Genomic DNA, 22732 nt, shown 5'->3' with positions numbered 1-22732 from the left:
GTGATCGCTACGCGACTGTGCTGGTCTGCGGCACAAGCAGTTCCGCGATGCCGTCGATATGGTCGTCGATGTAGAAGTGGCCCCCGGCGAAGAGCGTCACCTGGAGATCCGCGCTGGTGTGGACCGACCACGCGTACAGATCGCGCGGCGCGACGAACGGATCCTCGTCACCACCGAACACCTGCAGCGGGGCGTCGACTCGAACGTCGGCGGCGCACGAGTACGCGTCGAAGGCCCGGTAGTCGGCCTTCAGCACCGGCAACGCCATCCGCATGACATCACGGCTGGCCATGACATCTGCGCCGGTGCCGTTGAGCGCGGCCATGTGGTCGAGGAGTTCCTCGTCCGTGGTGGGATGCCCCGGCAGGTCGGCGACCCGACCGGGCGCGGCCGCGGACGATGCCGCGAGCAGTCGGATATCCACTCCCGAAGCCTCTGCGAGACGGACGAATTCGAAGGCGACGATAGCGCCCATGCTGTGGCCGAAAAGGGTGAGCGGAGCGTCCCGCTGCGGTGCCGAGAGATATCCCTCGAGCGCACCGGCGGCCATCTCGGGCAGGGTCGCGGCGGCAGGTTCGGCCGCACGATCCTGGCGACCGGGGTATTGCAGCAACTGCACGTCGAAGTGCGCACTCAGCGCCTTGGAGAACGCACGATACGCGGAGGCACCCGCACCGGCGTGCGGGCAGATCAGCAGTGGTGGGCAATCGGCCGAACGGGGTTTGTGGAACTGTCGGATCCATCCGAGACTTGCTGGCATTTCTCACTCCTGCGCTCCCGCCGGACGATCGTGAGCGCGGAAAACTCGCGCCACCAATCGCCACTGCTATCGGCGGCGTACAACACCCCCCACCCGCTGCACTAACTGATAGGTGGTCTGAAAATCGGTCGTTCGATATTAGCGTAGGCTAACCTAATTAGTCTACGATTGTCGCGTGCGTCACCGTCTCACTGGTCGGTGAGATAGCCTCCGCGCGCGAAGAATTCGACCCCGGAGTGCTCCACGCCCGCGGCCGTTCGAATCTTGGCGATCACCAGGCCCCGATTCGCGCCGCGATGCGCGTCGGGACCGGCGACCACCGCGCCGCCACCCTCCTGCACGATCACCCGGCCCGGGGTGCCGCCGTAGCGCGCCTGTGAGACCTCCGCTTCGAGTACCTCGATCCGTTCGCCTCGATAGAACGTGTAGGCCCGCGGGTACGGTTCGGACAGCGCGCGGACAAAACGCTCCAGATCGACCGCCGACCAACTCCAGTCGATCAGGCTGTCGCGCTCCGAGCGCTTGTGAAAGTACGTGCGCTCCGACGTGTTCTGCGGTCGCCAGATCGCGGTGCCGGATTCCAGCGCGGCCAGCGCCTCGTGCACCGCACCAGGAATCATCTCCATCCCACGCAGCACGAGTTCGGTGCCGGTGTCGACGGGACCGATGGGCAACGAACGCCGCACCAGAATGTCTCCAGTGTCGAGGCCCTCGTCCATGCGGTGAACCGTCAGACCGAATTCGGATTCGCCACTGATCAGCGCCCAGAGTACCGGGGAGAATCCGGTGAACTTCGGCAGCAGCGAATCATGCAGGTTCAGGGTGCCGTGCGGCGGGAGGTTGTAGAGCTCCGCGGGCATCCAGGTGTACCAGCTGTTGACCACGATCACGTCGGGCTCGGCCCGCTTCACCAGATCGATGGTCTGCGCATCGGCCCGCTCGGTGAGGTGCACCGGAATTCCGTGTTCGCGCGCAAGCTCCTCGACCGAATCCGACCAAATCGCCTTGTAGGACTGCGCACTGGCCGGATGGGTGACCGCGAGCACCACCTCATGGTCCGAATCAATCAGGGCTTGCAGAGTTTTGCGCCCCCAGGTCTGGAAGCCGAACGACACGACACGCATGAACCGAACCTCATCTCGACAATAGTAAGGGCAGCCTACCCTACGTTGCCGTCGGGTTGCTCAACTGGCCAGCGCGCTCACGTTCACACGCGCACGAGCCGAGGAACGCACGGGAGCGGTGCGCAGCACGCGATCGGAAAGCTCGCCGAGGCAACTGAGATTCGGGAAACCGGGCCCCTGCGCCACCGCGGCCATGCTCGGCAGGTAGAGCTTGGCGCCGAGGCCGGCGACAGCGAGGTCGTAGCCGATAGCGGACTCGATCCTGGACTGGGTGAGCGGGCCGCCGATGGCGAGCTCCAGCAGATCCTTGGCATCGGCGTCGATCAGGTCGAGGAACCACAGCGGCTGCCCGCCGGTCGCGTCGACCACCAGGTCGAAGTTGTGCACCTGGTCGGCGCGCAACTCGTTGCGCAGCGTCAACGCCACGCCCTCACCCTGCTCGACGATGCGGGTCACGCGCCCCTGCAGATGATGAACACGGCTGTCGCCCAACAGACTTTCCTGGACCCGAACGGAGAACACGCCGCGGTCGGTGCGCCGGATGACATCGCGCCGCTCCTGCATACTCAGCGCGCTCCACTTGTTCGGATCGCTGTACAGCGCATTCTCGAAGAAGCTTTCGCCGCGGGTGTACAGGGTCGCCATCGGCGAGATCACCGAGATGGTCAGCATCTCGTGCCGGACCAGTTCGTCCAACGCCGATCCCGCCGTCTCACCTCCGCCGATGACCGCCGCACGCGAACAGACCGGAAGCCGACGCCTACCGGCCAGATCCCAGAATTCGGCGATGCTGAGCACGCGCGGATGTTCGGCGAGCGCCTTGGTGCTGCGCCCTGGACCCGTGATCATCAATGCGTCCGCGTCGATTTCGGTCATGCCGCCATCGGCGTCGGCGACCGATACCAGCCAACCCTCGACCGCCGCATCCGGTCGCCGCCTGATCGAACCGACAGTGCCGAGCACCAATTCCAGATCGATCTCACGCGCCACCCACTGCAGGTATTTGGCCCAAACATGGTGCTGCGGACTAGGTCTGCCGCGATCGATCCATTCGGCATAGGTGCCGTGCTCGACCAGGAAGGCGGTCCAGCTGTAAGCCATCATCGCCTCGTTGATCGCGCCGTTGTGGCCACGCGCCCAAGTGGAGTGGTACGGGAAGCCGATGTCCTTCTCCGGGCTCGTGCCCAGCCGGTGCCGACCGTCGGTCCAGCCGCCGCTGGGCAGCCAGTTGCCACCCACCGCGTGCGCCTCGACCACGATCACGCGCGGCGCGGGTAATCCGAGTTTCCGCAGTACATGCGACTTCGCCGCCACCGCTAGGGCTTTGGGTCCCGCACCGACTACCAGAAGGGTCTCCACTCCGCTCTCCCACTCTCTCGCGAGCGCCGCGCCCGTCCGTGTTGTGTTCGCGAACACAGCCGCAAACTCGGCCCCCCATATTTGCATAGGCTTACCTTATATTGCTGAACGGGTGCTCGGGATCACCGAAGCACCCAGCCCCGAAAGATTGGACGAACACCCATGCTCAGCACCGCACGCAAGAAGGCCGTCACGCTCGCAGCCACCGCGCTGATCGGCGCTTTCGCCACCGCAACCGTGTCGACGCCGGCCATCGCGGCGCCGCTCACCGCGCCGCTGCGGGCCGAGGCTCCCGGCACCGGCGAGCTGAAAGCCAAGCTGGCGCTCGCGATCAACACCGGCGCGTCCCGCGCTGCCCGCGCCGCCGAACTCGAGGCGGGCGCGGCCGGACTGCCGCTGCTCGACCAGGTCGGCGGGGCCATGGCCGCCGCGCCGCCCAGCTTCCGGTGGACCATCCTCGGCCCGGTCAGCGTCAACGGCGACACCCTCAGCGCGAAGCTGCAGACCGCCGTCGACGGCTTCGACCCGTTCCAGTTCAACCTCACCTGGCGCCAGCTCGACGGCACCTGGAAGCTGACCCGCGAATCCGAGTGCACGGTGGCCAGTGTCGCGTTCCTGCCCTGCAGCCTGTGATGACCGACGCCTCGTAATACCCGGCGCCGCAAGGTAAAGCGGCCACCGAACGCTCGGTGGCCGCTTTCGGTCGCTCGGCCGGTGACAGGTAGCACGCGACAATCAAGTGTCGTTAGGCTAACCTTAGTCACATGGGCAAGGGATTCAACGGAGTACTGGTGAAGGCCTGGGGCGGCGATGATTACCAGCTCACGGTCACCTCGACCGAGTACCTGACCGACACATTCATCCGGATCGGCTTCACCGCGGGTGGACTGCTCGCCGACCACCCGGTGCACCCCACCCAGTGGGTCAGATTGTGGATCCCGGACGAGACCAGCGACAAGCTGCACCACCGCGGCTACACCCTCGTCGATCCCGATCCCGCGGGCGACAGTTTCTTCATCGAGTTCGTGCTGCACGACGGACCGGCGACCAAGTGGGCGCAGCGGGCCGCTGTCGGCGACAAGCTCGACGTCACGGTACTCGGGTCCAATTTCACACTGCCGGAGGCCACTCCGAGCGAGTACATCGTCTTCGGCGACACTGCGTCACTGCCCGCGATCAACTCGCTGCTGGAGGCCATCGGCGACACCCCGGCCCGCGTATGGCTGGAATGGCAGTACGAATCCGACCAGACCCTGCCGCTGCGCAACAAGCCGCACCACCAGGTGACCTGGATGCAGCGCATCGACGACGGGCGCCTGCTGCGCGAAAAGGCACAGGAAATCGCCTGCCCCGGTGACGCATTCGCGTGGGTCGCCTGTGATGGTGCCAGCACGCGCTCGATCGTGAAGACCCTCAAGACCACCCACAACCTGCCGAAGACGGCCATCAAATACCAGGCCTACTGGAAGTAGTTCCGCACGGTTGTCCGACGCCGCATCCGCTTCGCCCAGCGGGTGCGGCGTTTCGCGCATCTCGATCCCATCCCCGACATCGTCGACAGTCGCAGACCGCTACCGACGCACCATGCGGCCGACGAGATTCTGGTGGCGTTCCTTGTCCAACCGCGTGGTGGGCCGGCCGCGGACGTCTCGTCTGCGGCCGCCGAGCGAACTCGGGCATCCACGACCCGGTCCGCCGATAGTCGCTATGCCGGAGTCGGTTCCAGCCGCCAGCCGGTGGCCCGCGAGCGCTCGTTCCAGAACTCGGCATATCGGCCGTCGGCCGCGAGCAGCTCGGCGTGCGTACCGCGTTCCACGATGCGACCGCCGTCGACGAACAGGATCGGTCGGCGTGCGCGATGGTGGTCAGCCGATGCGCGACAACGATCACCGTCTTGTCCCTGGTGAGTTCGTGCACTCCGCGCACAACGACTGCCTCGCTGTGCGGATCGAGCGCGCTGGTAGAGCGCGCTGGTAGAGCGCGGCATCGACGCGATCGAGTATCGCGGCCACCGAACCCAGCACCCACGGCGCGCTGCCAACAACCGCCATGCCCTACGTACCGACGCATGACCGCATGGACACGCACCGATCGAAGGGAAGCGAGTCGGATACGGAAATGAGCTGTTGCACCGAGGTACTCGTTTCGTCGATGCACGAAAACTGCTACGGACTTCACGATTTCCGATATTCGACGCAAGGCGGAAGCTTGCGTGAACGGCGGACCATCACACGATGGAAGCCACCAGATCTCGCTATCTTTTCCACCCTAGGCAATGTGACCCAACGGGATTCGATCAACGCCGATCGATGCACGAATAAGGGGCACGATTCAATGGATGGAGTTGCGAAAATGTGCGTTACGCAAATTATTTCGACTATTTCCGATTGTCGTACCGATCCTGGCGAGCTCACCGCTGACCAGGCCCATCGCGCCATGCAGGTGCACCTTTCCTGTGGCGTCGACGTGTGCAAGGTGCGCCGCCGGGCGCGCCGAACCCTGGTGGAAGCCCGACTGATGGTGCTCGACGAACGCGCGGAAACCTAGCCGGAGCGTCGGTGGAATCGACAGCACCGGCGCTGCGTTACCTACCGTCATGACCACCACGGAATCCGATCGCTCCACACCTGTCGTCGACACCGGCACCCAGTTCGGCGCCAAGGTCGCCGCACGCCTGAACAGCGAACAACCCATCTGGCTGACTACCGTCGGGGCCAGCGGAACCCCGCAACCGAATCCGGTCTGGTTCCGCTGGGACGGCACGGAATTTCTCTTGTTCAGCCAGGCAGACAAGCCCAAGCTGCGCAATATCGTCGGTAATCCTCGGGTTTCGCTGAACCTCAACGCCACCGAAACCGGCGGCGACGTCGTCGTCCTCACCGGCGCCGCGCGCATCGACGAAACGGGCGCCACCGCCGAGGAGAAGGCCGTCTTTGCCGAGAAATACGCCGATGGCCTTGTCGATATCTCGATGACCGCCGAGGAATTTTTCGCCGAGTATTCCGTCGCCGTTCGCATCCTGCCCGACCGACTGCGCGGATTCTGAGGCGGCTCCGGACAGCGCGTCCAGGTCCTGAGATCGACCCGACTACTGTTGGTCCCGATGAGAAGGAGGCAGCAGCCGCCGTTACCCAAGCGGTACGGCCTGGATCCAGCCCGCCTCCGCCTGCCGGAGGAGGGTGACTGGGCGACGGTTCGCGACCATCTGGTCGAGCGGCTGCCCCGGGTCCCCGCGGCGCGAATCGACCAATTGCTGCGCGAAGGCGGCATCGTCGATCTTGCCGGGCCGCTCGCGCCCGACGCACCCTATGTCCCCGGTGGTGCGGTGTGGTTCCATCGCGACCTGCCCGACGAGACCACCGTTCCCTTCGATATCACCGTCGTGCACCGCGACGACGACCTGCTCGTGGTGGACAAGCCGCACTTTCTTGCCACCATTCCGCGCGGTCAGCACATTCTGCAAACCGCGCTGGTTCGGCTGCGCCGCGAGCTCGAGCTGCCCGATCTGATCCCGGCCCATCGGCTGGATCGCGTCACCGCGGGCCTGATTCTGTTCATCGCCAATCCGGCGCGACGCGGCGCGTATCAGACGATGTTCCACAAGCGGACCGTCCGCAAGGAGTACGAGGCGATCGCGCCCTACGATCCCGCGCTCGAGCTGCCGCGCACGGTGCGCAGCCGCATCATCAAGGAAAAGCACGTGCTCGTCGCGCAGGAAGTGGCCGGTGAGCCCAACGCCGAAACGCGGATCGAACTGCTGGAGCACCGCGACGGGCTCGGCCGCTATCGGCTGCGCCCGCTCACCGGTCGCACCCACCAGCTGCGGCTGCATATGAACGGTCTCGGCATCCAGATCCTCGGCGACGATTTCTATCCGGTGCTCACCGACAAGCCGGTGGACGATTTCACCAAGCCACTGCAATTGCTCGCCTCGTCGCTCGAGTTCACCGACCCGATTACCGGCGCGCGGCGCCGCTTCGAAACTACGCGCACGCTACAGGCCTGGGCCGACCCGAAAGCATGGGCTGACTGAAACACGTTTCAGTCAGATCGATCACAGATCTTCCCAGGCCGACGCGGATAAGTAGACTGAGCCGGATGCTTCAACAGGACTCCGAGGAAGCGGCCCCGCCCGGCCACACACTGCACGCGTACATCGACGTGGCCGTCGTTGTGGCCGTCCTGGCAGGCACCAATCTGATCGCCCACTTCACCACGGCGTGGGCCAGCATCGTGACCGTCCCGGTCGCCGCCCTCGTGCTGCTGGCGCTGGTTCGGCGTCGCGGACTCGGCTGGTCCGAGCTGGGACTCTCGCCACGACACTGGCGCCGCGGCTCGATATACGCGCTGGCCGCTGTCGGCCTGGTGCTCGCCGTCGTCGCGGTCGGCGCGATGCTGCCGATGACCCGTCCGTTCTTCCTCGCCGACCGCTACGCCACCATCTCCGGCGCGCTGATCGCATCGATGATCGTGATCCCACTGCAAACGGTGATCCCCGAGGAACTCGCATTCCGCGGCGTGCTGCACGGCACCCTCGATCGGGTCTACGGCGCCCGTGGCGTGTTCGCCGCGGGCTCACTGCTGTTCGGCCTGTGGCATGTCGCCTCGTCGTTCGGCCTGACCTCGGGCAATCGGGGACTGAGCGGATTAATCGGCGGCGGCGTCGCCGGCCAGGTCATCGGCATCATGCTCGCCGTCGTGGCGACCGCCGCCGCGGGCGTGGTGTTCACCTGGCTTCGCAGGCGCAGCGGCAGCCTGCTCGCCCCGATCGCCTTGCACTGGTCGGTCAACGGTGCGGGCGCGCTCGCGGCCGCCATCGTCTGGCACACCACACTCAGCTGATCGAGCTACATTGCGAAGATGCCCCTAGGACACCTCGGCATCAACGTCGGCGATCTCGTTGCCGCCCATACTTATTACGACGAACTCATGCCGCTGCTCGACTACGAGCCGCTGGTGCACGATGACACACAATTCGCCTACCGGCCGAGCAATGGCAAGGTAGGCACCTTCCTCTTCTTCTATCCCGCCGAATCGTCCGGTTATTCGCGGGCACACCCCGGACTCCAGCACCTCGCCTTCATGGTCCCGACCCGCGCGGCTGTCGACCGCGTGCACACATGGGCCGCCGCCCGCGGCGATGAAGTCGTCCATACTCCACAAGAATTCCCGCAGTATCCGCCGCCCTACTACGCCACATTCTGGACCGACCCCGACGGCATCATGCTCGAGGCGGTCTGCCACAAGAACGCGTGATGGGGGCGCCGATCGCTCGCATGATTCGAATGGGTGGTCGCTCTCGATTCGAGCAGGTGTTCGAGCGTCGGCATTGACCTCGGGGAGATGTCGGTTTAGTCTCACTGCGATCACACATATGTTCGAGCAAGTAGGTCTCACGGTATGACACCTGCTCCCGGGAAGGCTCGCGATGCGCGACGGACCGTCGACCAATAATTCCGAGATCGTCAGTTCCGAGATCGACGCATTGGCGCAACGCGTTGCCGCCGCACGTGGCAAGTTGCCGTTGCAACACGATGCGGCGCTGTTGGCGGTGTTGTCCGATGCGGAGATCGCGGCGGAACGCGAACTCGCGGAATGGGTTCGGGCCCAGCGGCGTGGGCAGCGGCGGCGGGCAGTCGAGGACGAGCTCGCGGCCGAGGAGCGCGACCGACGCACCGCGGCCGCCATCAGGAAGTCCGACGATGCCGACGCGCGATGGCATCGGCGGGCGCTCGCGGCGCGTCGACGGGTGTCGAATCAGGATGCGCGGCTTGCCCAGCTGTACCGGCGCGCGGAATGGTCGTCGCGGGCGCTGATCGCGGTCGTGGTGCTCGGCATGGTGTGGGCCGGGGTCAACGTGCAGCACAACCTGGTCCCCAGCGGCGATATGACCGACCCGTTGTACTGGTTGAGCTACGGCATCGAGGCGATGATCTCGATCCCGATCATCACCATCATGGTCGCCGCGACGACGGCCGCGCGATGGGGTCGTGAACTCGCCCGCGGCAAAGTCATCTTCTTCGAGAGCGCATTGCTCGGCACCACCATCGCCTTGAACGCCGGCCCGCATCTGGCCGCGGGCGCGCTCGGTCGCGCCGCCGAGTACGCGATCGCGCCGGTCATGGTCGGCGTCGTGATCTGGCTGCACGCGTGGGTGTCCGGGCGCTATGCGGTGCTGATCGACAGCGCACCGGTGGTCGAGTCGAACGACCTGCCCGGAGTGCAGCCGAGTCACCGTGTCACCGCCGACACCGCCGTCCCGGTCGCGGCGATCCCCCGGGACGAGCCGGCCGACCTGCTGGAATTACTCGCGGCACGCGATCTCGAAGCGCTGATCGAGCCGACGATCGAACCCCACGCCGAGACCACGGAATCCGGCAGCAACAATGGTTCGGCACCGGCCGAGCTCGATCCGACCATCGGCTACCCGCTGCACGCGGTCCCGCGCCCCCGACGCAATGGCCATCAGGCCGCGGCGCAGGGCTCCGCCGCTATCGACAAGGCTGCGACCGATTCGGCTGAACTCCGTAAACCACCGTCCCGCAATGGGGTCGAGCGTCACGGACATACTGAACAACCTGCCACTGCCGATAGTCCAGTAGCAGCCGACAGCCGGAAAGCGCAGTCCCGCAACCACACAGAGCGCATCGAACCTACTGCCGACCAGAAGCCGCCGACTCGATCCGAGCGCAAACCACAGCGCAACAACCACTCCGAGCGCAACACCAGCACGGAGCGCCCCGCCGACGACGCGGGCACCGCCGAGGCCGATCGCAGCAGCCCGCAACTCCGCGCCGAGAGCACCACAGACGCTGCACCGTCCATCACGGGCGACCTCTTGCGCCGTAATTCTGTGGACGTGATCAACGAAACCGTCCAAGCGCTCTCCGCCGACTCCCTCGTATCCGAAACAGACGAGATCGTCGCCGAACTCGATGACGTCGAAGTATGGGCAGTAGCACGGGAAATCGCCGACCGCGGCCTATCCACCCTCCCGGTGGAACAACTCGCCGAGATCCTGACCCTCGCCGACCAATCCTGGACGCCGGTGGGCATCGGCAACGAGGTCGGCCTCCCCCGCGCCGTTGTCTCCCGAGTCCTCGACTCCGCCCGCAAGGTCCGCCGCCCCTACGCAGTCAGCTGATCGCTGAGACGCCAAAAAGGCCGCCCATTCGGAACATCCGAACAAACAACCCTTTCGCGGTGGCTATCCGCGCCGCTCCCGGTGGTCGACCAACCTCGAGTTCGCCCCTCGCTGCCGACCAGAGCCTGTGGCACATCGACGACGCTGTCGACATCCTTCCCGTCACGGTCGCTGAGTCCTCGACTGCGCCCGCAAGGTCCAACGCCCCTGCGCCACCAGCCGATTGCACCGTCAGCCGAACGCACAGACGAAGGAAGGGCCGCCCGGCTCGGATGTTCCGAGCGGACGGCCCTTTTCGTTCGTGATTACCTGCGCCACTCCCCGGTGTTCGACCAACCCCGGTTCGATCCGCCGCTACCAGCGGGAACCTGCTGGGCATCGTCTCGGCGCGGGGCGTAATAGTCGTCGGATGGCGAGCTCGCGCTACTCTGCTTCGCACCCCGATCACCGTGACCCGGCCACCAGGCCCGGTGGCCGAGCAGCGCGGTGACCGCCGGGGTGAAGAACATCGCCATGACGAAGGCGGCGATGGCAATGCCGACCGAGATGGCGAAGCCCATCTGAGACAACACATTGTTGCCCGCCAACATCATCGAGGCGAAGGTCCCCGCCAGGATGACGCCCGCCGCGGCGATGGTCGGGCCGGTGTGGTGCACGCCGAGCGCGGCGGCCTGGCGCGGGTCGCGGCCCTCGCGGGCCTCTTCCCGCAACCGGGCGACCATCAGGATGTTGTAGTCGGTGCCGAGTGCGACCACGAACAGATACATGATCACCGGAAGGGTGAAGATCAGGCCCGAATTGCCTTGGAAATGCTGGAAAACCAGCACCGCGGCGCCCAGCGTCGCGACGAATCCGAGGAATACCGAAGCCATCAGGTACCACGGTGCGACCATGCTGCGCAGCAGCAGCGCGAGCACGATCATGATCAGAATGGCCGCCACCGGGAACACGACGGTGTAGTCATGGTTCATCGCATCCTGGAAATCGACGAAGACCGAGGTGATGCCACCCACGACGGCGGTCGTGCCTGCGGGCGCCGCGGCGTGTGCAGTGTCGCGCAGCGGACCACGAACCGTGTCCAGCGCGGCATCCGATTCCGGCGCGGAGCTCAGCGTCACCTGGAATTCGGCGACCGCTCCGTCACTCGACGGATGCGGCTCCGATACCTGGCCGACGCCCGACACACCGGCCAGCGCGGCACGGTAATTCGTGAGCTGAGCGGCGGTCAGTGCACCGCCCTCCGAGCGCAGCAGCACATCCGAGGGCTGAGTGGCTCCCGCCGGCATGCCCTTGAGCAATTCCTTGCTGTAGACGGCGGATTCGGAGGTGTCCGAGGTCGAACCCGAGCTGAGGTCGAAGGTGGGGTTGAAACCGAAGACAAACACGCCGAGTGCGAGGAGCAGGCCACCGGATACCACGGCGAACGCACCGGGACGACGCCCGAGCGCCGCGCCGACCGCGGCGAAACGCGCTCCCTTCGGCTCCACCTGCCACGCCTTCGACGGCCAGAACACCTTGGTGCCGAGCAACGAAACAATCGCGGGAACGAGGGTGAGTCCAGCCAGCAGCGCCACCGCGACCGCGATCGCCAGTGCCGGACCGAGCGCACGGAACATGCCGAGGGTGGACAGCGTCAGCGCCATGAACGCGATGATCACCGCACCCGCTGCCGAGGTGATCGCCTCACCGACCCGGGTGACGGCACTGACCATGGCGGTCTTCGGATCCTCGCCGGCCCGCAGCCGTTCGCGGTAGCGGAACATCAGGAACAGGATGTAGTCGGTGCCGACGCCGAACAGCACGACCAGCAGGATGGCGTTGACCGAACTGTCCACCTTGAGGTCGAAAGCCTTGCTCACCATGGCAATCAGGCCGCCGACGGTGCTGGAAACCCCGCCGATCACGATGATCGGCAACAGTGCGATCACCGGACTGCGGAAGATGATCAGCAACAGCACCAGGATCAGCACGATGGTGGCGATCCCGATGATGGCCATGCCCTTCGCGCTGGATTCCGTCTGATCCAGCGTCTGTGCCGCCTGACCGGTGAGGCCCGCCTTCAGATCCGTATCCTTCAGCTGCGCCTGGAGTGCGTCACGCAGTGATTCGACCGCATCGCTCTGCGTCGTGTCACCTGCGGTGGTGACCTTCGTCATCTGCACCGCGGCAATCTGCACGAGCCGATTGTCGGCAGGCGGCGCGGGCTGAATTCCGGTGACGTCCTTGATCTTTTCGTCACCGAGCTTTGTCGCGATCGCCGCGACCTGCGCCGCGTTCTCATCGTTCAGCGGTGCATTGTCGGCCCGCTTGAACACGATGATCGCCGCAGGCGCCGCACTCTGCGGAAAGGCCTGCTGCTGCAACTGCATCGCTTGAATCGACTCGTAATGCGAGGGCAGGAATTCGGATTGGTCGGTGGTCGAGGTGAGTTTCGGCGCCGAGGCCACCACCGCGATCACGATGAGCAGCCACGCGCCGATCACCTTCCACGGGTTGTGGACGACCACGCGTCCCAGTCGAGCGAACATGTCGGAGAAGTCCTTTCGAGACTTTAACGGTCAGACCCTGGCAGTTCAGACGCGAGATCTTGGGAATACGGGTGCTCGGTCACGTCGGCGAGCATGCGGTAGATCTTCTCCGGCACCCGGTCGCGCAACTGTGCGAGCGAGTCCACCACCTCGACGGTGAAGTCACCACGACCCGACCCGTCGGCGCCGAGCATCCCGCGCCAGTTCTTCCAGTTCTTCCAGTCTTTGAACCAGTCGGTCGACTCGGCGAGGTCCGACCATTCCGACCGCTGAACATGCACCACATACTTGCCCTTACGGCTCAGATAGACCCGAACCGTCTCGATCCCGGACTTGCTGTACTGCCGCGATTCCCCGACGAGCCGACCGAAGAAGCGCTGCCGCCTGGCACCACCGGGCCCGACCTTCAGCACCACCTCGACGAACTCCTCCGCAGCACCCTTGTGCAGGTCGATCCCCTCGGCCACCGACTGCTCCTCGGATGCGGCACTGGACAGCTTCTGCGTATCAGTGGACATATTCCCCTCATTTCATGAATCAATGCGCAAATGTGCATCGAAGTACCAACGGCGGCACCCATCGACCCCGTCGCGGCTCATTGATCTGCTGTTTTCCGGAAGGCCAACCTTCGAATCACCCAGCATTCCGCCTGGACCTACTATAAGTAGATGTATACGTATAAAGCAACCCTGCCACGCAACCAGCCGCCCCGAGCCACGCGTCCTCGACCCACGAGTGGCACACCATGGTGGGCTCTCACGGTTTTTGCCGCAGCCATGTGCCACTCACGCTGCTGGTTCGGAACCGGGACGCAGGAGCGCTGGGGTTCAGGTGGTCTTCTCGAAGGCTCGGCGCGCAGACTCCTGCTGCCGTATTGCGCTGTGCCGCAACGCGACACGGACCAGCAGCGCCAGTCCCACCCCGGGGATGAGCCCGAGGGCCGCGGACGCGCCGAAGCCTGCGGCGTAGCCGCCCGCGTCGATAGCGATGCCCGCGACCGAACTACCGACGCCGTTGCCGAGAGTCATTGCCGCGCCGTGCCAGCCGATGGCCTCACCGCGACCGGATTCGGGCACGATCCGGCTCAACTGGTCGACGGATGCGGTGAGGGTCGGTGCGCACAGCAGGCCGGCGAACAAGCCCGCCGCACCGAGGAACACCGGGCCACCGGCGAAAGCCATCGGGATGGTTGTCGCGCCGAGGCCCGCGAGTAGCAGAAACGTCGAAATACGCCGGCGCAGTAGCCCGTAGACGAGGCCGCCGACCAATGAGCCGAAGCCCCAGATCGCCAGGATCACGCCGAGCCAGCGCTGCGCACCGAACTCTCGGATGGCGGAGACGAAAGTCAGCTCGGAGCCCGCGAGCACTGCTACGGCGGCGCACGCGCCGACACACAGCGCCACGAATTCGATACGGAACCAGGCGCGTCGCGCAACCGGACTCGCGTCCGAGCAATCCTCGTCGGCAGACCGCAACGGCGGATTCAGCAGCCACACCAGAAAGCCCGCGAGCACCAGGCACATCTGCACACAGAACAACACGACGGTGGTGGACCAGACCGCAGTGGCGCCGACACCGAGCACCGGCCCGACCATGAACGCGGCCTCCACCGACACCGATTCCAATGCGAGCGCGGGCTGCCGGTTCTGCTCGGTCGTGGCCGCGATGACGGCCTGGCGCACCACCGTGAAGACCGGAATGTCGAACAGTCCCGCGACCGCGGCGAGCACCAGCAGCGGAACGTAGTCGACGAACGGCGCGAAGGACCAGCACACGGCACCGACCAGGATCGAAGGCAGGATCGTGCGCCGCAGCCCCAGCCGATCGAGAAACCTGCCGCGCCAGGGTCCACTCACCGCGACGCAGACGGTGACGATCGCACTCAGCAGGCCCGCCTGAACGTAGGAGCCGTGCAGCGTCTGCACGACATGCAACGCGAGCAGCACGGACCCGGCGAAGAACGGGATTCGAACCAGCGCACCCAGCAGTAGCACATTGCGCACCGCGGAGCTGGAAAGGACCTCCCGATAGGACCGCACCCCATCGAGCCTTGCACGCCCGCCGGTCAGCGCGCCAGCAATTTTTCCATCACCATCGGGTTTCCGGAAAAGATTGTGCGGCAACGCGCCCGAGCGACTGCCGTAACAACGACGAAGGCCCGCCTCCCGAACGGGAAGCGGGCCTTCGACCGGTGGAACTCAGTTTCTCGAGATAGGGCTTACTTGGCCTTCTCGAGGACCTCGACCAGACGCCAGCGCTTGGTGGCCGACAGCGGACGGGTCTCCATCAGCTGAACGCGGTCACCGACACCGGCGATCTCGTTCTCGTCATGCGCCTTCACCTTGGAGGTGGTGCGAATGATCTTGCCGTAGAGCTTGTGCCGGTTACGGTCTTCCAGCTCGACGACAATCGTCTTGTTCATCTTGTCCGAGACAACGTAGCCGACACGTACCTTGCGGCTGTTGCGCTCTTCCTGCTTCTCGCTCATGCCGCATCTCCCTTGCCAGCGGGTGCCGTGGCCAGACCGAGCTCGCGCTCACGCATGACCGTGTAGATCCGCGCGATCTCGTGACGAACGACGCGCAGCCGACGGTTGTTGTCCAGCTGACCCGTCGCCATTTGGAAGCGCAGGTTGAACAGCTCTTCCTTCGACTCACGCAGGCGGGCGACGAGCTCCTCTTCGGTGAGCTCGCGGAGCTCTGCGGCCGGTGTTCCGGTAGCCATCAGAACTGCTCCTCCCTTGTCACGATCCTGCACTTCATCGGGAGCTTGTGCATCGCGCGGCGCAGGGCCTCGCGAGCGGTCTCCTCATTGGGGTAACTCATTTCGAACATCACGCGACCGGGCTTGACGTTCGCGATCCACCACTCCGGCGAACCCTTACCGGAACCCATGCGGGTCTCGGCAGGCTTCTTGGTGAGCGGGCGATCCGGGTAGATGTTGATCCAGATCTTGCCGCCACGCTTGATGTGGCGGGTCATCGCGATACGAGCCGACTCGATCTGCCGGTTGGTGACGTAGGCGGGCTCGAGAGCCTGGATGCCGTATTCACCGAACGCGACCGACGTGCCGCCCTTTGCCATTCCGGAACGACCCGGGTGATGCTGCTTCCGGTGCTTGACCTTCCGTGGCATCAACATGCGTCAGCCCTCCTGCTTTTCTGCCGGAGCGTCGGCAACCGCAGTGGCGGTGGCTGCACGCCCGGCCTCAGTGCTGGTCGCGGTGGTACCGGCTGAACCGGACCGACGCGGGCGGCTCGGCCGCTCACGACGCTCGCGGCGGTCGCCGGCCGCGGGCGCGGCCGAAGCCGTGACCTCACGCTTGCCACCGACGATGTCGCCCTTGTAGATCCAGACCTTCACACCGATACGACCGAAGGTGGTCTTGGCCTCGTACAGGCCGTAGTCGATGTCCGCACGCAGCGTGTGCAGCGGAACCCGACCCTCACGGTAGAACTCCGAGCGCGACATTTCGGCGCCACCGAGGCGGCCCGAGCACTGCACGCGGATGCCCTTGACGTTCGGCGAACGCATGGCCGACTGGATGGCCTTACGCATCGCACGACGGAACGCCACACGGTTGGACAGCTGCTCGGCCACACCCTGGGCAACGAGCTGCGCATCCGACTCGGCGTTCTTCACCTCGAGGATGTTCAGCTGCACCTGCTTCTTGGTGAGCTTCTCCAGCTCCGCACGGATGCGGTCGGCCTCGGCGCCACGGCGACCGATGACGATGCCGGGACGCGCGGTGTGGATGTCGACGCGAACCCGGTCACGGGTGCGCTCGATCTCGACCTTCGAGATTCCTGCCCGCTCCATGCCGGTGGCGAGGAGCTTGCGGATCTGGACGTCTTCCTTCACGTATTCCGCGTACTGCTTGTCCGCGTACCAACGCGACTTCCAGTCGGTGGTGATACCGAGGCGGAAGCCATGGGGGTTGATTTTCTGTCCCATTTACTTTGCCCCTCCCTTCCGGCGGTTACGAGTGGATCCACCGGCGGTGGGCACGCTCTCGACCTCGATGGTGATGTGGCTGGTGCGCTTCCGGATCCGGAACGCCCGACCCTGTGCACGCGGCTGGAACCGCTTCATGGTCGCGCCCTCGTCGACGAAAGCCGTCGAGATAACGAGCGTGGCCGGGTTGAGGCCGAGGTTGTTCTCGGCGTTCGCCGCGGCGCTCGCCACGACCTTGGCAACCGGCTCGCTCGCGGCCTGCGGCGCGAACTTCAGGATCGCCAGTGCGTCCTCGACTCGCTTGCCGCGGACCAGGTCCACGACACGGCGAGCCTTCATCGGGGTCACGCGAACGTGCTTGGCCGTCGCGCGAGCCGTCGGGTTCTGAGTTTCAGTCGTCATCGCCGCTTGCTCTTCCGGTCGTCCTTGACGTGGCTCTTGAACGTCCTGGTCGGCGCGAACTCGCCGAGCTTGTGCCCGACCATGTTGTCCGAGACGAACACCGGCACGTGCTTGCGACCGTCATGGACGGCGAAGGTGTGACCGATGAAGTCGGGGATGATCGTGGAACGACGCGACCAGGTCTTGATGACCTGCTTCGTGCCCTTCTCGTTCTGCACGTCCACCTTCGCAAGGAGGTGGTCGTCGACGAACGGGCCTTTCTTAAGACTGCGTGGCATTCTCTAACTCCCTCCTTGTTATCGCTTGTTCTTGCCGGTGCGGCGGCGGCGAACGATGAGCTTGTCGCTCGGGCGGTTGGGCTTGCGGGTGCGGCCTTCCGGCTGACCCCACGGGCTGACCGGGTGACGACCACCGGAGGTCTTGCCCTCACCACCACCATGCGGGTGGTCGACCGGGTTCATGACGACACCACGGACGGTTGGGCGGCGACCCTTCCAGCGCATACGGCCGGCCTTGCCCCAGTTGATGTTCGACTGCTCGGCGTTGCCGACCTCGCCGACGGTGGCGCGGCAGCGCACGTCGACGCGACGGATTTCACCGGAGGGCATACGCAGCGTGGCGTACGGGCCTTCCTTACCGAGCAGCTGGATGCTGGAGCCTGCGGAGCGGGCCATCTTCGCGCCACCGCCCGGACGCAGCTCCACGTTGTGAATCGTGGTACCGGTCGGGATGTTGCGCAGCGGCAGGTTGTTACCCGGCTTGATGTCGGCCGTGGGGCCGGACTCGATCGGGGTGCCCTGCTGGATGCCCTTGGGCGCGATGATGTATCGCTTCTCGCCGTCCACGTAGTGCAGCAGCGCGATGTTGGCGGTCCGGTTCGGGTCGTACTCGATGTGAGCGACCTTGGCCGGGATGCCGTCCTTGTCCAGTCGACGGAAGTCGATCAGACGGTAGGCACGCTTGTGGCCGCCACCGCGGTGCCGAGTGGTGATGCGACCATGCGCATTACGACCACCCTTGCTGTGCAGCGGGCGAATCAGCGACTTCTCGGGGGTCGACCGAGTGATCTCGGCGAAGTCCGAGACGGACGAGCCACGGCGACCGGGGGTTGTCGGCTTGTACTTACGGATTGCCATGAGTTCTTCTCTACTTTCTGGATTCCCAGGCGCTTACGCGACCGGGCCTCCGAAGATCTCGATGGGCTTGCTGTCGGCCGAGATGGTCACGAGCGCGCGCTTGGTGTCCTTGCGCTTGCCGTAACCGAAGCGGGTCCGCTTGCGCTTGCCCTGACGGTTGGCGGTGTTGACGCTGGTCACCTTCACGCCGAAAACCTTCTCGACGGCGATCTTGATCTGCGTCTTGTTGGAGTCCGGGTGCACGATGAAGGTGTAGGTGCCTTCCTCGATCAGTCCGTAGGACTTCTCCGAGATGACCGGCGCCAGCAGGATGTCGCGGGGGTCGGCGATGGTGGTCACTTGCTCTCCTCCTGTGCAGCTTCGGCGGGGCCGTGCACAAAGGCGTTCAAGGCCTCGACGCTGAACACCACTTCGTCGCTTTCCAGCACGTCGTAGGTGTTGAGCTGATCCGGCGCGATCGGGTGCACGAACTCGAGGTTCTGCACGCTCTTCCAGGCCGCCAGATCTTCGCGTCCGAGGACGACGAGGAACTTCTTGCGGTCCGAAAGCTCCGCGAGGAAGCTCTTGGCCGTCTTGGTCGACGGGTCCTGCCCGGCAACCAGTTCGGTGATCACGTGGATGCGCTCGTTGCGCGCACGGTCCGAAAGTGCTCCACGCAGTGCAGCGCGGATCATCTTCTTGGGGGTGCGCTGGCTGTAGTCACGCGGCTGCGGGCCGTGGACCGTGCCACCACCGACGAACTGCGGCGCGCGGGTCGAGCCCTGACGGGCGCGGCCGGTGCCCTTCTGCCGGTACGGCTTCTTGCCACCACCGCGGACTTCACCGCGGGTCTTGGTGGCGTGCGTACCCTGACGGGCCGCGGCAAGCTGCGCGACGACAACCTGATGCATCAGCGAGATGTTGGCGGTCGCGTCGAAGATCTCCGCGGGGAGTTCGACGGTGCCATTGGTCTTGCCGCCCAGTTCCTTGACCGGAAGCGTCAGATTGGTCTTCTTCTCCAGGCTTGTCATGCGTGTGCACCACCCTTCACGGCGCTCTTGACGACGACGACGTTGCCGCGACGACCCGGGATCGCTCCCTTGATCAGCAGCAAGCCGTTCTCGACGTCCACCTTGTGAACCGACAGGTTCTGCGTGGTGACGCGATCGTTGCCCATCCGGCCCGACATCCGCATGCCCTTGAACACGCGGCCGGGGGTGGCGCAACCACCGATGGAACCCGGGCGGCGGTGCACGGCCTGCGCACCGTGCGAGGCGCCCTGACCGGCGAAGCCGTGGCGCTTCATGGTGCCTGCGAAGCCCTTGCCCTTGCTGGTGCCGGTCACGTCCACGTACGCGCCCTCTTCGAACACCTCGGCAGTCAGCTCCTGGCCGACCTCGAAGGTGGAAGCATCCGCAACGCGGATTTCGGCGACGTGGCGACGCGGGGTGACACCGGCCTTGGCGAACTGACCGGAGACCGGCTTGTTCACCTTGCGCGGGTCGATGGCGCCGAAAGCGACCTGGACGGCGCTGTAGCCGTCGCGCTCCACGGTGCGAATCTGGGTAACGACGTTCGGTCCGGCCTTGATGACGGTCACGGGAACGACGCGGTTCTTGTCGTCGAACACCTGGGTCATGCCGAGCTTGGTGCCCAGGATGCCGGCCGCTGGCCTGTTCTTGTTATCAGTCATGTCTCGAGTCCCCGTCACTGAATGTTGACGTCGACGCTGGCCGGCAGGTCGATGCGCATGAGCGCGTCAACCGTCTTCGGCGTCGGGTCGAGGATGTCGATCAGCCGCTTGTGCGTACGCATCTCGAAGTGCTCGCGCGAGTCCTTGTACTTGTGCGGCGAACGGATGACGCAGTACACGTTCTTCTCGGTCGGCAACGGCACCGGCCCGACGACACGGGCCCCGGTGCGGGTCACCGTCTCCACGATCTTGCGCGCTGAGGCGTCGATCGCTTCGTGGTCGTAGGCCTTGAGCCTGATGCGGATCTTCTGTCCCGCCACGCTAAGTGTCCTTTTCTCCGCTTTTCCTTCGTGATCCGGAAGCTGGCTTCCGTACCACCCTCAATTTGCACAGCCCGAACACACGAAGACGTCTCGCTAAGAGATCGCGACCGGGCACGCCCGATCCTCGCCGCTGTTCATCTGTCATGGTTCTCCGGTCCACGCGGTCGGGCGTGTCGCCCATCCGCTCATTCCTCTGCCCCGGAATCGAAATTCACCTCAGGCTTCGGAACACTGTCCCGGACGTACCCACGCTGGAATCCAGCGAGGTACACGATTGGGTACTGCTCGCCTCGCCACCCACCACAACCCGAGGAACAGGCATGGCCCGGTGCAAGGCAACCCGAACAGTATGCCCGACGCCGCCGATGACTTCAAATCCACCCCCCGCACAACACCACCGGCCGCCCACAGCGCAGGTCAGACCGCGAATCCCGGGCGCGCCCCCGAGTCGATCGTGCCGCGAAATCCAGGTGTCCGGACCCTACCGTCCGAGAACTTACTTATGAGTAAGATACGGGCATGACAAAAGAGACCGCCACCTACCGCGGCTGGAAGAAGCTGCCGGACAACCGGCTCGGGCACGCGCTGTTCTCCCTCGGCATGGTCGCGCGGGTGCCGTACTTCGGCACGGTGCTGCCGAGCGTGGTGCGGCTGGAGCCCGGACTGTGCGAGGTGACCTCGCCGAAGTGGTTCGGCATCCACAACCATCTGGGCACCTATCACGCCATCGCGGCGTGCAACCTGGCCGAGGTGGCGATGGGAATGCTCAGCGAGGCGACGGTGCCGGGCACGCACCGCTGGATCCCGAAGGCCATGAACGTCCAGTACCTGGCCAAGGCGGAGACCGGGCTGCGTGCAGTCGCGAAGCTGCCGGAGATTCCGGACTTCACTCGGATCACCGAGGGCCAGGATCTGATCGTGCCCGTCTCGATCTACGACAAGAACGGGCTCGAGGTCGTGCACGCCGACATCACCACCTGGGTCACCCCGAAGTAGCAGGCGATCGCATTCGGCACCGCGTTTCCCGAGGATGGCGACGGCCGCCTCGGGAAACACGGTGATCGGTGTCGCAGACAGTTGCATCGGCGTGGCCGCGCGGTTTGAATGCCGGTATGAGTGTCAGCGCCGGCCGGGATGTCGATCTCTGTGTGGTCGGGCTCGGCCCGACCGGCCGGGCGCTGGCACACCGCGCGATGCGGGCCGGGCTGCGGGTCACCGCGGTCGACCCGCGACCCGACCGGCTGTGGCCGCCCACCTTCTCCTGCTGGATCGACGAGTTGCCGGAGTGGTTGCCGCCCAGCGCGATTGCCACGAGGATCGCCGCACCGACCGTCTGGACCAGCACCGAGCATCGCATCGAACGCCCCTATTGCGTGCTGTCGAAGACCGGCCTGCGCGCTGCGCTGCCACTCGACGACGCCACCGTGATCGCAGGCCGGGCCACCAGGGTCGATGCCAACGAGGCCGAGCTCGCCGACGGCACAATCCTCAGGGCTGCAATGGTTTTCGATACTCGCGGGCTGCCCGCGCTCGGACGGCGCCGCGCCGCGAGCGCGCACGGCATCTTCGTCGACGCCGAGACCGCGGCACCGATGGTCGCCGACGGCGAAGGACTGCTGCTGGATTGGCGGCCGGAAAACGGCGCGGGACCGGACGAGCCGCCCTCGTTCCTCTATGCCGTCCCGCTCGGCAACGACACCGTGATCTTCGAGGAAACCAGCCTCGGCCTGCGCGGCGGCATGCCACAGCACGAATTGCGCAAGCGCACCCTGAACAGGCTGGCCCTACACGGGATCACCCTCACCGGCGCGGAGCCGAGCGAGGCCGCGCACTATCCGCTCGACCAGCCGCCACCGAAAAAGGGGACGGCGCAAGCGATTCCGTTCGGATCGCGCGGCGGCATGATGCACCCGTGCACCGGATACAGCGTCGCCGATTCCCTTGCCCTCGTCGACACCGCGGTCAGCGCACTCCAGCAGGGCCGCGACCCCATCGCCGAACTATGGCCGTGGCAGGCCCGGCTGACCTATTGGATGCGTATGCGCGGCCTATTCAGCCTCGGCCGCCTGACCACCGAACAGTCCATCTCGATGTTCGACGCCTTCTTCACCGCGTCACTGCGCGGCCAACGCGCCCTGCTCTCGGCCCACGCCGACTACACCGCGCTCGGCGCGATCCTGTTCAACACCGTCGCGCATACCTGGCCCTTCCGTTGGCGCTATGACCTCGTCGGCTGGACCAATCGGAATCGCTGGGTCGACTACCCGTTCACCGAGTCGTCGGAACGCACAGAAGGGCGCGTCCGGTAGCTGCGAGCCACCGGACGCGCCC

General features: G+C 65.5%; 27 protein-coding genes. 10 read left to right on the top strand and 17 right to left on the bottom strand.

What is annotated here, in order from left to right; all coding sequences use genetic code 11:
• Positions 1–7: 7 nt before the first annotated feature.
• The 3 genes from OHQ90_RS09470 to OHQ90_RS09460 all read right to left on the bottom strand — a co-directional run bounded on the left by OHQ90_RS09470 (position 8) and on the right by OHQ90_RS09460 (position 3243).
• Positions 8–760 carry a thioesterase II family protein gene (locus OHQ90_RS09470; RefSeq protein WP_328409185.1) on the bottom strand — a complete coding sequence of 251 codons (753 nt, stop codon included), beginning with the start codon at positions 758–760 and terminating at the stop codon, positions 8–10.
• A 188-nt stretch (positions 761–948) separates the two neighbouring features.
• The gene (locus OHQ90_RS09465; RefSeq protein ID WP_328409183.1) at positions 949–1884 is read right to left on the bottom strand and encodes a methionyl-tRNA formyltransferase; all 936 of its coding nucleotides are present in this window, start codon (positions 1882–1884) and stop codon (positions 949–951) included.
• A 60-nt stretch (positions 1885–1944) separates the two neighbouring features.
• A complete protein-coding gene (locus OHQ90_RS09460; protein WP_328409181.1) occupies positions 1945–3243 on the bottom strand; it encodes a SidA/IucD/PvdA family monooxygenase in 1299 nt (432 codons plus the stop codon).
• A 162-nt stretch (positions 3244–3405) separates the two neighbouring features.
• On the opposite strand from OHQ90_RS09460, the gene OHQ90_RS09455 reads away from it, so the two are divergent.
• The 8 genes from OHQ90_RS09455 to OHQ90_RS09415 all read left to right on the top strand — a co-directional run bounded on the left by OHQ90_RS09455 (position 3406) and on the right by OHQ90_RS09415 (position 10387).
• A complete protein-coding gene (locus tag OHQ90_RS09455; RefSeq protein ID WP_328409179.1) occupies positions 3406–3876 on the top strand; it encodes a hypothetical protein in 471 nt (156 codons plus the stop codon).
• A gap of 131 nt (positions 3877–4007) precedes the next feature.
• Positions 4008–4715: a siderophore-interacting protein gene (locus OHQ90_RS09450; RefSeq protein WP_328409177.1), complete on the top strand. Its 708-nt coding sequence runs from the start codon at positions 4008–4010 to the stop codon at positions 4713–4715.
• A gap of 805 nt (positions 4716–5520) precedes the next feature.
• The gene (locus OHQ90_RS09440) at positions 5521–5790 is read left to right on the top strand and encodes a hypothetical protein (RefSeq protein WP_328409175.1); all 270 of its coding nucleotides are present in this window, start codon (positions 5521–5523) and stop codon (positions 5788–5790) included.
• A 49-nt stretch (positions 5791–5839) separates the two neighbouring features.
• Positions 5840–6289: a TIGR03667 family PPOX class F420-dependent oxidoreductase gene (locus OHQ90_RS09435; protein WP_328409173.1), complete on the top strand. Its 450-nt coding sequence runs from the start codon at positions 5840–5842 to the stop codon at positions 6287–6289.
• 57 nt (positions 6290–6346) lie between these two features.
• Positions 6347–7276, top strand: coding sequence for an RluA family pseudouridine synthase (locus OHQ90_RS09430; protein WP_328409171.1), 930 nt, complete (start codon positions 6347–6349; stop codon positions 7274–7276).
• Positions 7277–7341: 65 nt separating this feature from the next.
• Positions 7342–8085, top strand: coding sequence for a CPBP family intramembrane glutamic endopeptidase (locus OHQ90_RS09425; RefSeq protein ID WP_328409169.1), 744 nt, complete (start codon positions 7342–7344; stop codon positions 8083–8085).
• An 18-nt stretch (positions 8086–8103) separates the two neighbouring features.
• The gene (locus OHQ90_RS09420) at positions 8104–8499 is read left to right on the top strand and encodes a VOC family protein (RefSeq protein WP_328409167.1); all 396 of its coding nucleotides are present in this window, start codon (positions 8104–8106) and stop codon (positions 8497–8499) included.
• A gap of 172 nt (positions 8500–8671) precedes the next feature.
• The gene (locus OHQ90_RS09415; protein WP_328409165.1) at positions 8672–10387 is read left to right on the top strand and encodes a hypothetical protein; all 1716 of its coding nucleotides are present in this window, start codon (positions 8672–8674) and stop codon (positions 10385–10387) included.
• Positions 10388–10692: 305 nt separating this feature from the next.
• Here the strand turns inward: OHQ90_RS09415 and OHQ90_RS09410 are convergent, their stop codons facing one another.
• The 14 genes from OHQ90_RS09410 to rpsJ all read right to left on the bottom strand — a co-directional run bounded on the left by OHQ90_RS09410 (position 10693) and on the right by rpsJ (position 20398).
• Positions 10693–12915 (bottom strand): MMPL family transporter, encoded by a 2223-nt coding sequence (locus OHQ90_RS09410; protein ID WP_328409163.1) that lies wholly within the window; start codon positions 12913–12915, stop codon positions 10693–10695.
• A gap of 23 nt (positions 12916–12938) precedes the next feature.
• The gene (locus OHQ90_RS09405; protein WP_328409161.1) at positions 12939–13433 is read right to left on the bottom strand and encodes an EXLDI protein; all 495 of its coding nucleotides are present in this window, start codon (positions 13431–13433) and stop codon (positions 12939–12941) included.
• A 309-nt stretch (positions 13434–13742) separates the two neighbouring features.
• The gene (locus tag OHQ90_RS09400; RefSeq protein WP_328409160.1) at positions 13743–14954 is read right to left on the bottom strand and encodes an MFS transporter; all 1212 of its coding nucleotides are present in this window, start codon (positions 14952–14954) and stop codon (positions 13743–13745) included.
• Between the two features lie 179 nt (positions 14955–15133).
• Positions 15134–15403 (bottom strand): 30S ribosomal protein S17, encoded by a 270-nt coding sequence (gene rpsQ / locus OHQ90_RS09395; protein ID WP_328409158.1) that lies wholly within the window; start codon positions 15401–15403, stop codon positions 15134–15136.
• Positions 15400–15639 (bottom strand): 50S ribosomal protein L29, encoded by a 240-nt coding sequence (gene rpmC, locus OHQ90_RS09390; protein WP_328409156.1) that lies wholly within the window; start codon positions 15637–15639, stop codon positions 15400–15402. The genes rpsQ and rpmC overlap by 4 nt, the downstream gene beginning before the upstream one ends.
• Positions 15639–16055, bottom strand: a complete 417-nt coding sequence (rplP, locus tag OHQ90_RS09385) for a 50S ribosomal protein L16 (protein ID WP_067519522.1) — start codon at positions 16053–16055, stop codon at positions 15639–15641. Before rplP ends, rpmC begins: the two co-directional genes overlap by 1 nt.
• A gap of 3 nt (positions 16056–16058) precedes the next feature.
• On the bottom strand, positions 16059–16868 hold the full coding sequence (gene rpsC, locus OHQ90_RS09380; protein ID WP_328409153.1) for a 30S ribosomal protein S3: 810 nt from the start codon (positions 16866–16868) through the stop codon (positions 16059–16061).
• Entirely contained in the window at positions 16869–17270 is a 402-nt protein-coding gene (gene rplV, locus OHQ90_RS09375) for a 50S ribosomal protein L22 (RefSeq protein WP_328409152.1), read from the bottom strand.
• Positions 17267–17548, bottom strand: coding sequence for a 30S ribosomal protein S19 (gene rpsS, locus OHQ90_RS09370; protein WP_019045020.1), 282 nt, complete (start codon positions 17546–17548; stop codon positions 17267–17269). Before rpsS ends, rplV begins: the two co-directional genes overlap by 4 nt.
• Before the next feature lie 18 nt (positions 17549–17566).
• A complete protein-coding gene (rplB, locus tag OHQ90_RS09365; RefSeq protein ID WP_328409150.1) occupies positions 17567–18406 on the bottom strand; it encodes a 50S ribosomal protein L2 in 840 nt (279 codons plus the stop codon).
• A 33-nt stretch (positions 18407–18439) separates the two neighbouring features.
• Positions 18440–18745: a 50S ribosomal protein L23 gene (gene rplW, locus OHQ90_RS09360; protein WP_040686547.1), complete on the bottom strand. Its 306-nt coding sequence runs from the start codon at positions 18743–18745 to the stop codon at positions 18440–18442.
• Complete coding sequence (gene rplD / locus OHQ90_RS09355; RefSeq protein ID WP_328409148.1) at positions 18742–19416, bottom strand: 50S ribosomal protein L4; 675 nt, start codon at positions 19414–19416, stop codon at positions 18742–18744. The genes rplW and rplD overlap by 4 nt, the downstream gene beginning before the upstream one ends.
• Positions 19413–20078: a 50S ribosomal protein L3 gene (gene rplC, locus OHQ90_RS09350; RefSeq protein ID WP_328409146.1), complete on the bottom strand. Its 666-nt coding sequence runs from the start codon at positions 20076–20078 to the stop codon at positions 19413–19415. Before rplC ends, rplD begins: the two co-directional genes overlap by 4 nt.
• Before the next feature lie 14 nt (positions 20079–20092).
• Positions 20093–20398, bottom strand: a complete 306-nt coding sequence (gene rpsJ / locus OHQ90_RS09345; protein ID WP_003938093.1) for a 30S ribosomal protein S10 — start codon at positions 20396–20398, stop codon at positions 20093–20095.
• Between the two features lie 522 nt (positions 20399–20920).
• Between rpsJ and OHQ90_RS09340 the strand changes: the two genes are divergently transcribed.
• Together OHQ90_RS09340 and OHQ90_RS09335 are read left to right on the top strand one after the other, a co-directional pair.
• The gene (locus OHQ90_RS09340; protein WP_328409144.1) at positions 20921–21397 is read left to right on the top strand and encodes a hotdog fold domain-containing protein; all 477 of its coding nucleotides are present in this window, start codon (positions 20921–20923) and stop codon (positions 21395–21397) included.
• Positions 21398–21513: 116 nt separating this feature from the next.
• Positions 21514–22710, top strand: a complete 1197-nt coding sequence (locus tag OHQ90_RS09335) for a lycopene cyclase family protein (RefSeq protein WP_328409142.1) — start codon at positions 21514–21516, stop codon at positions 22708–22710.
• The last annotated feature ends 22 nt before the right edge of the window (positions 22711–22732 follow it).

It is taken from the genome of Nocardia sp. NBC_00403 (assembly GCF_036046055.1).
Taxonomy (GTDB): Bacteria; Actinomycetota; Actinomycetes; order Mycobacteriales; family Mycobacteriaceae; genus Nocardia.
The sequence above is the reverse complement of the archived record's forward strand: the minus strand, read 5'-3'. Positions and strand labels throughout refer to the sequence as shown.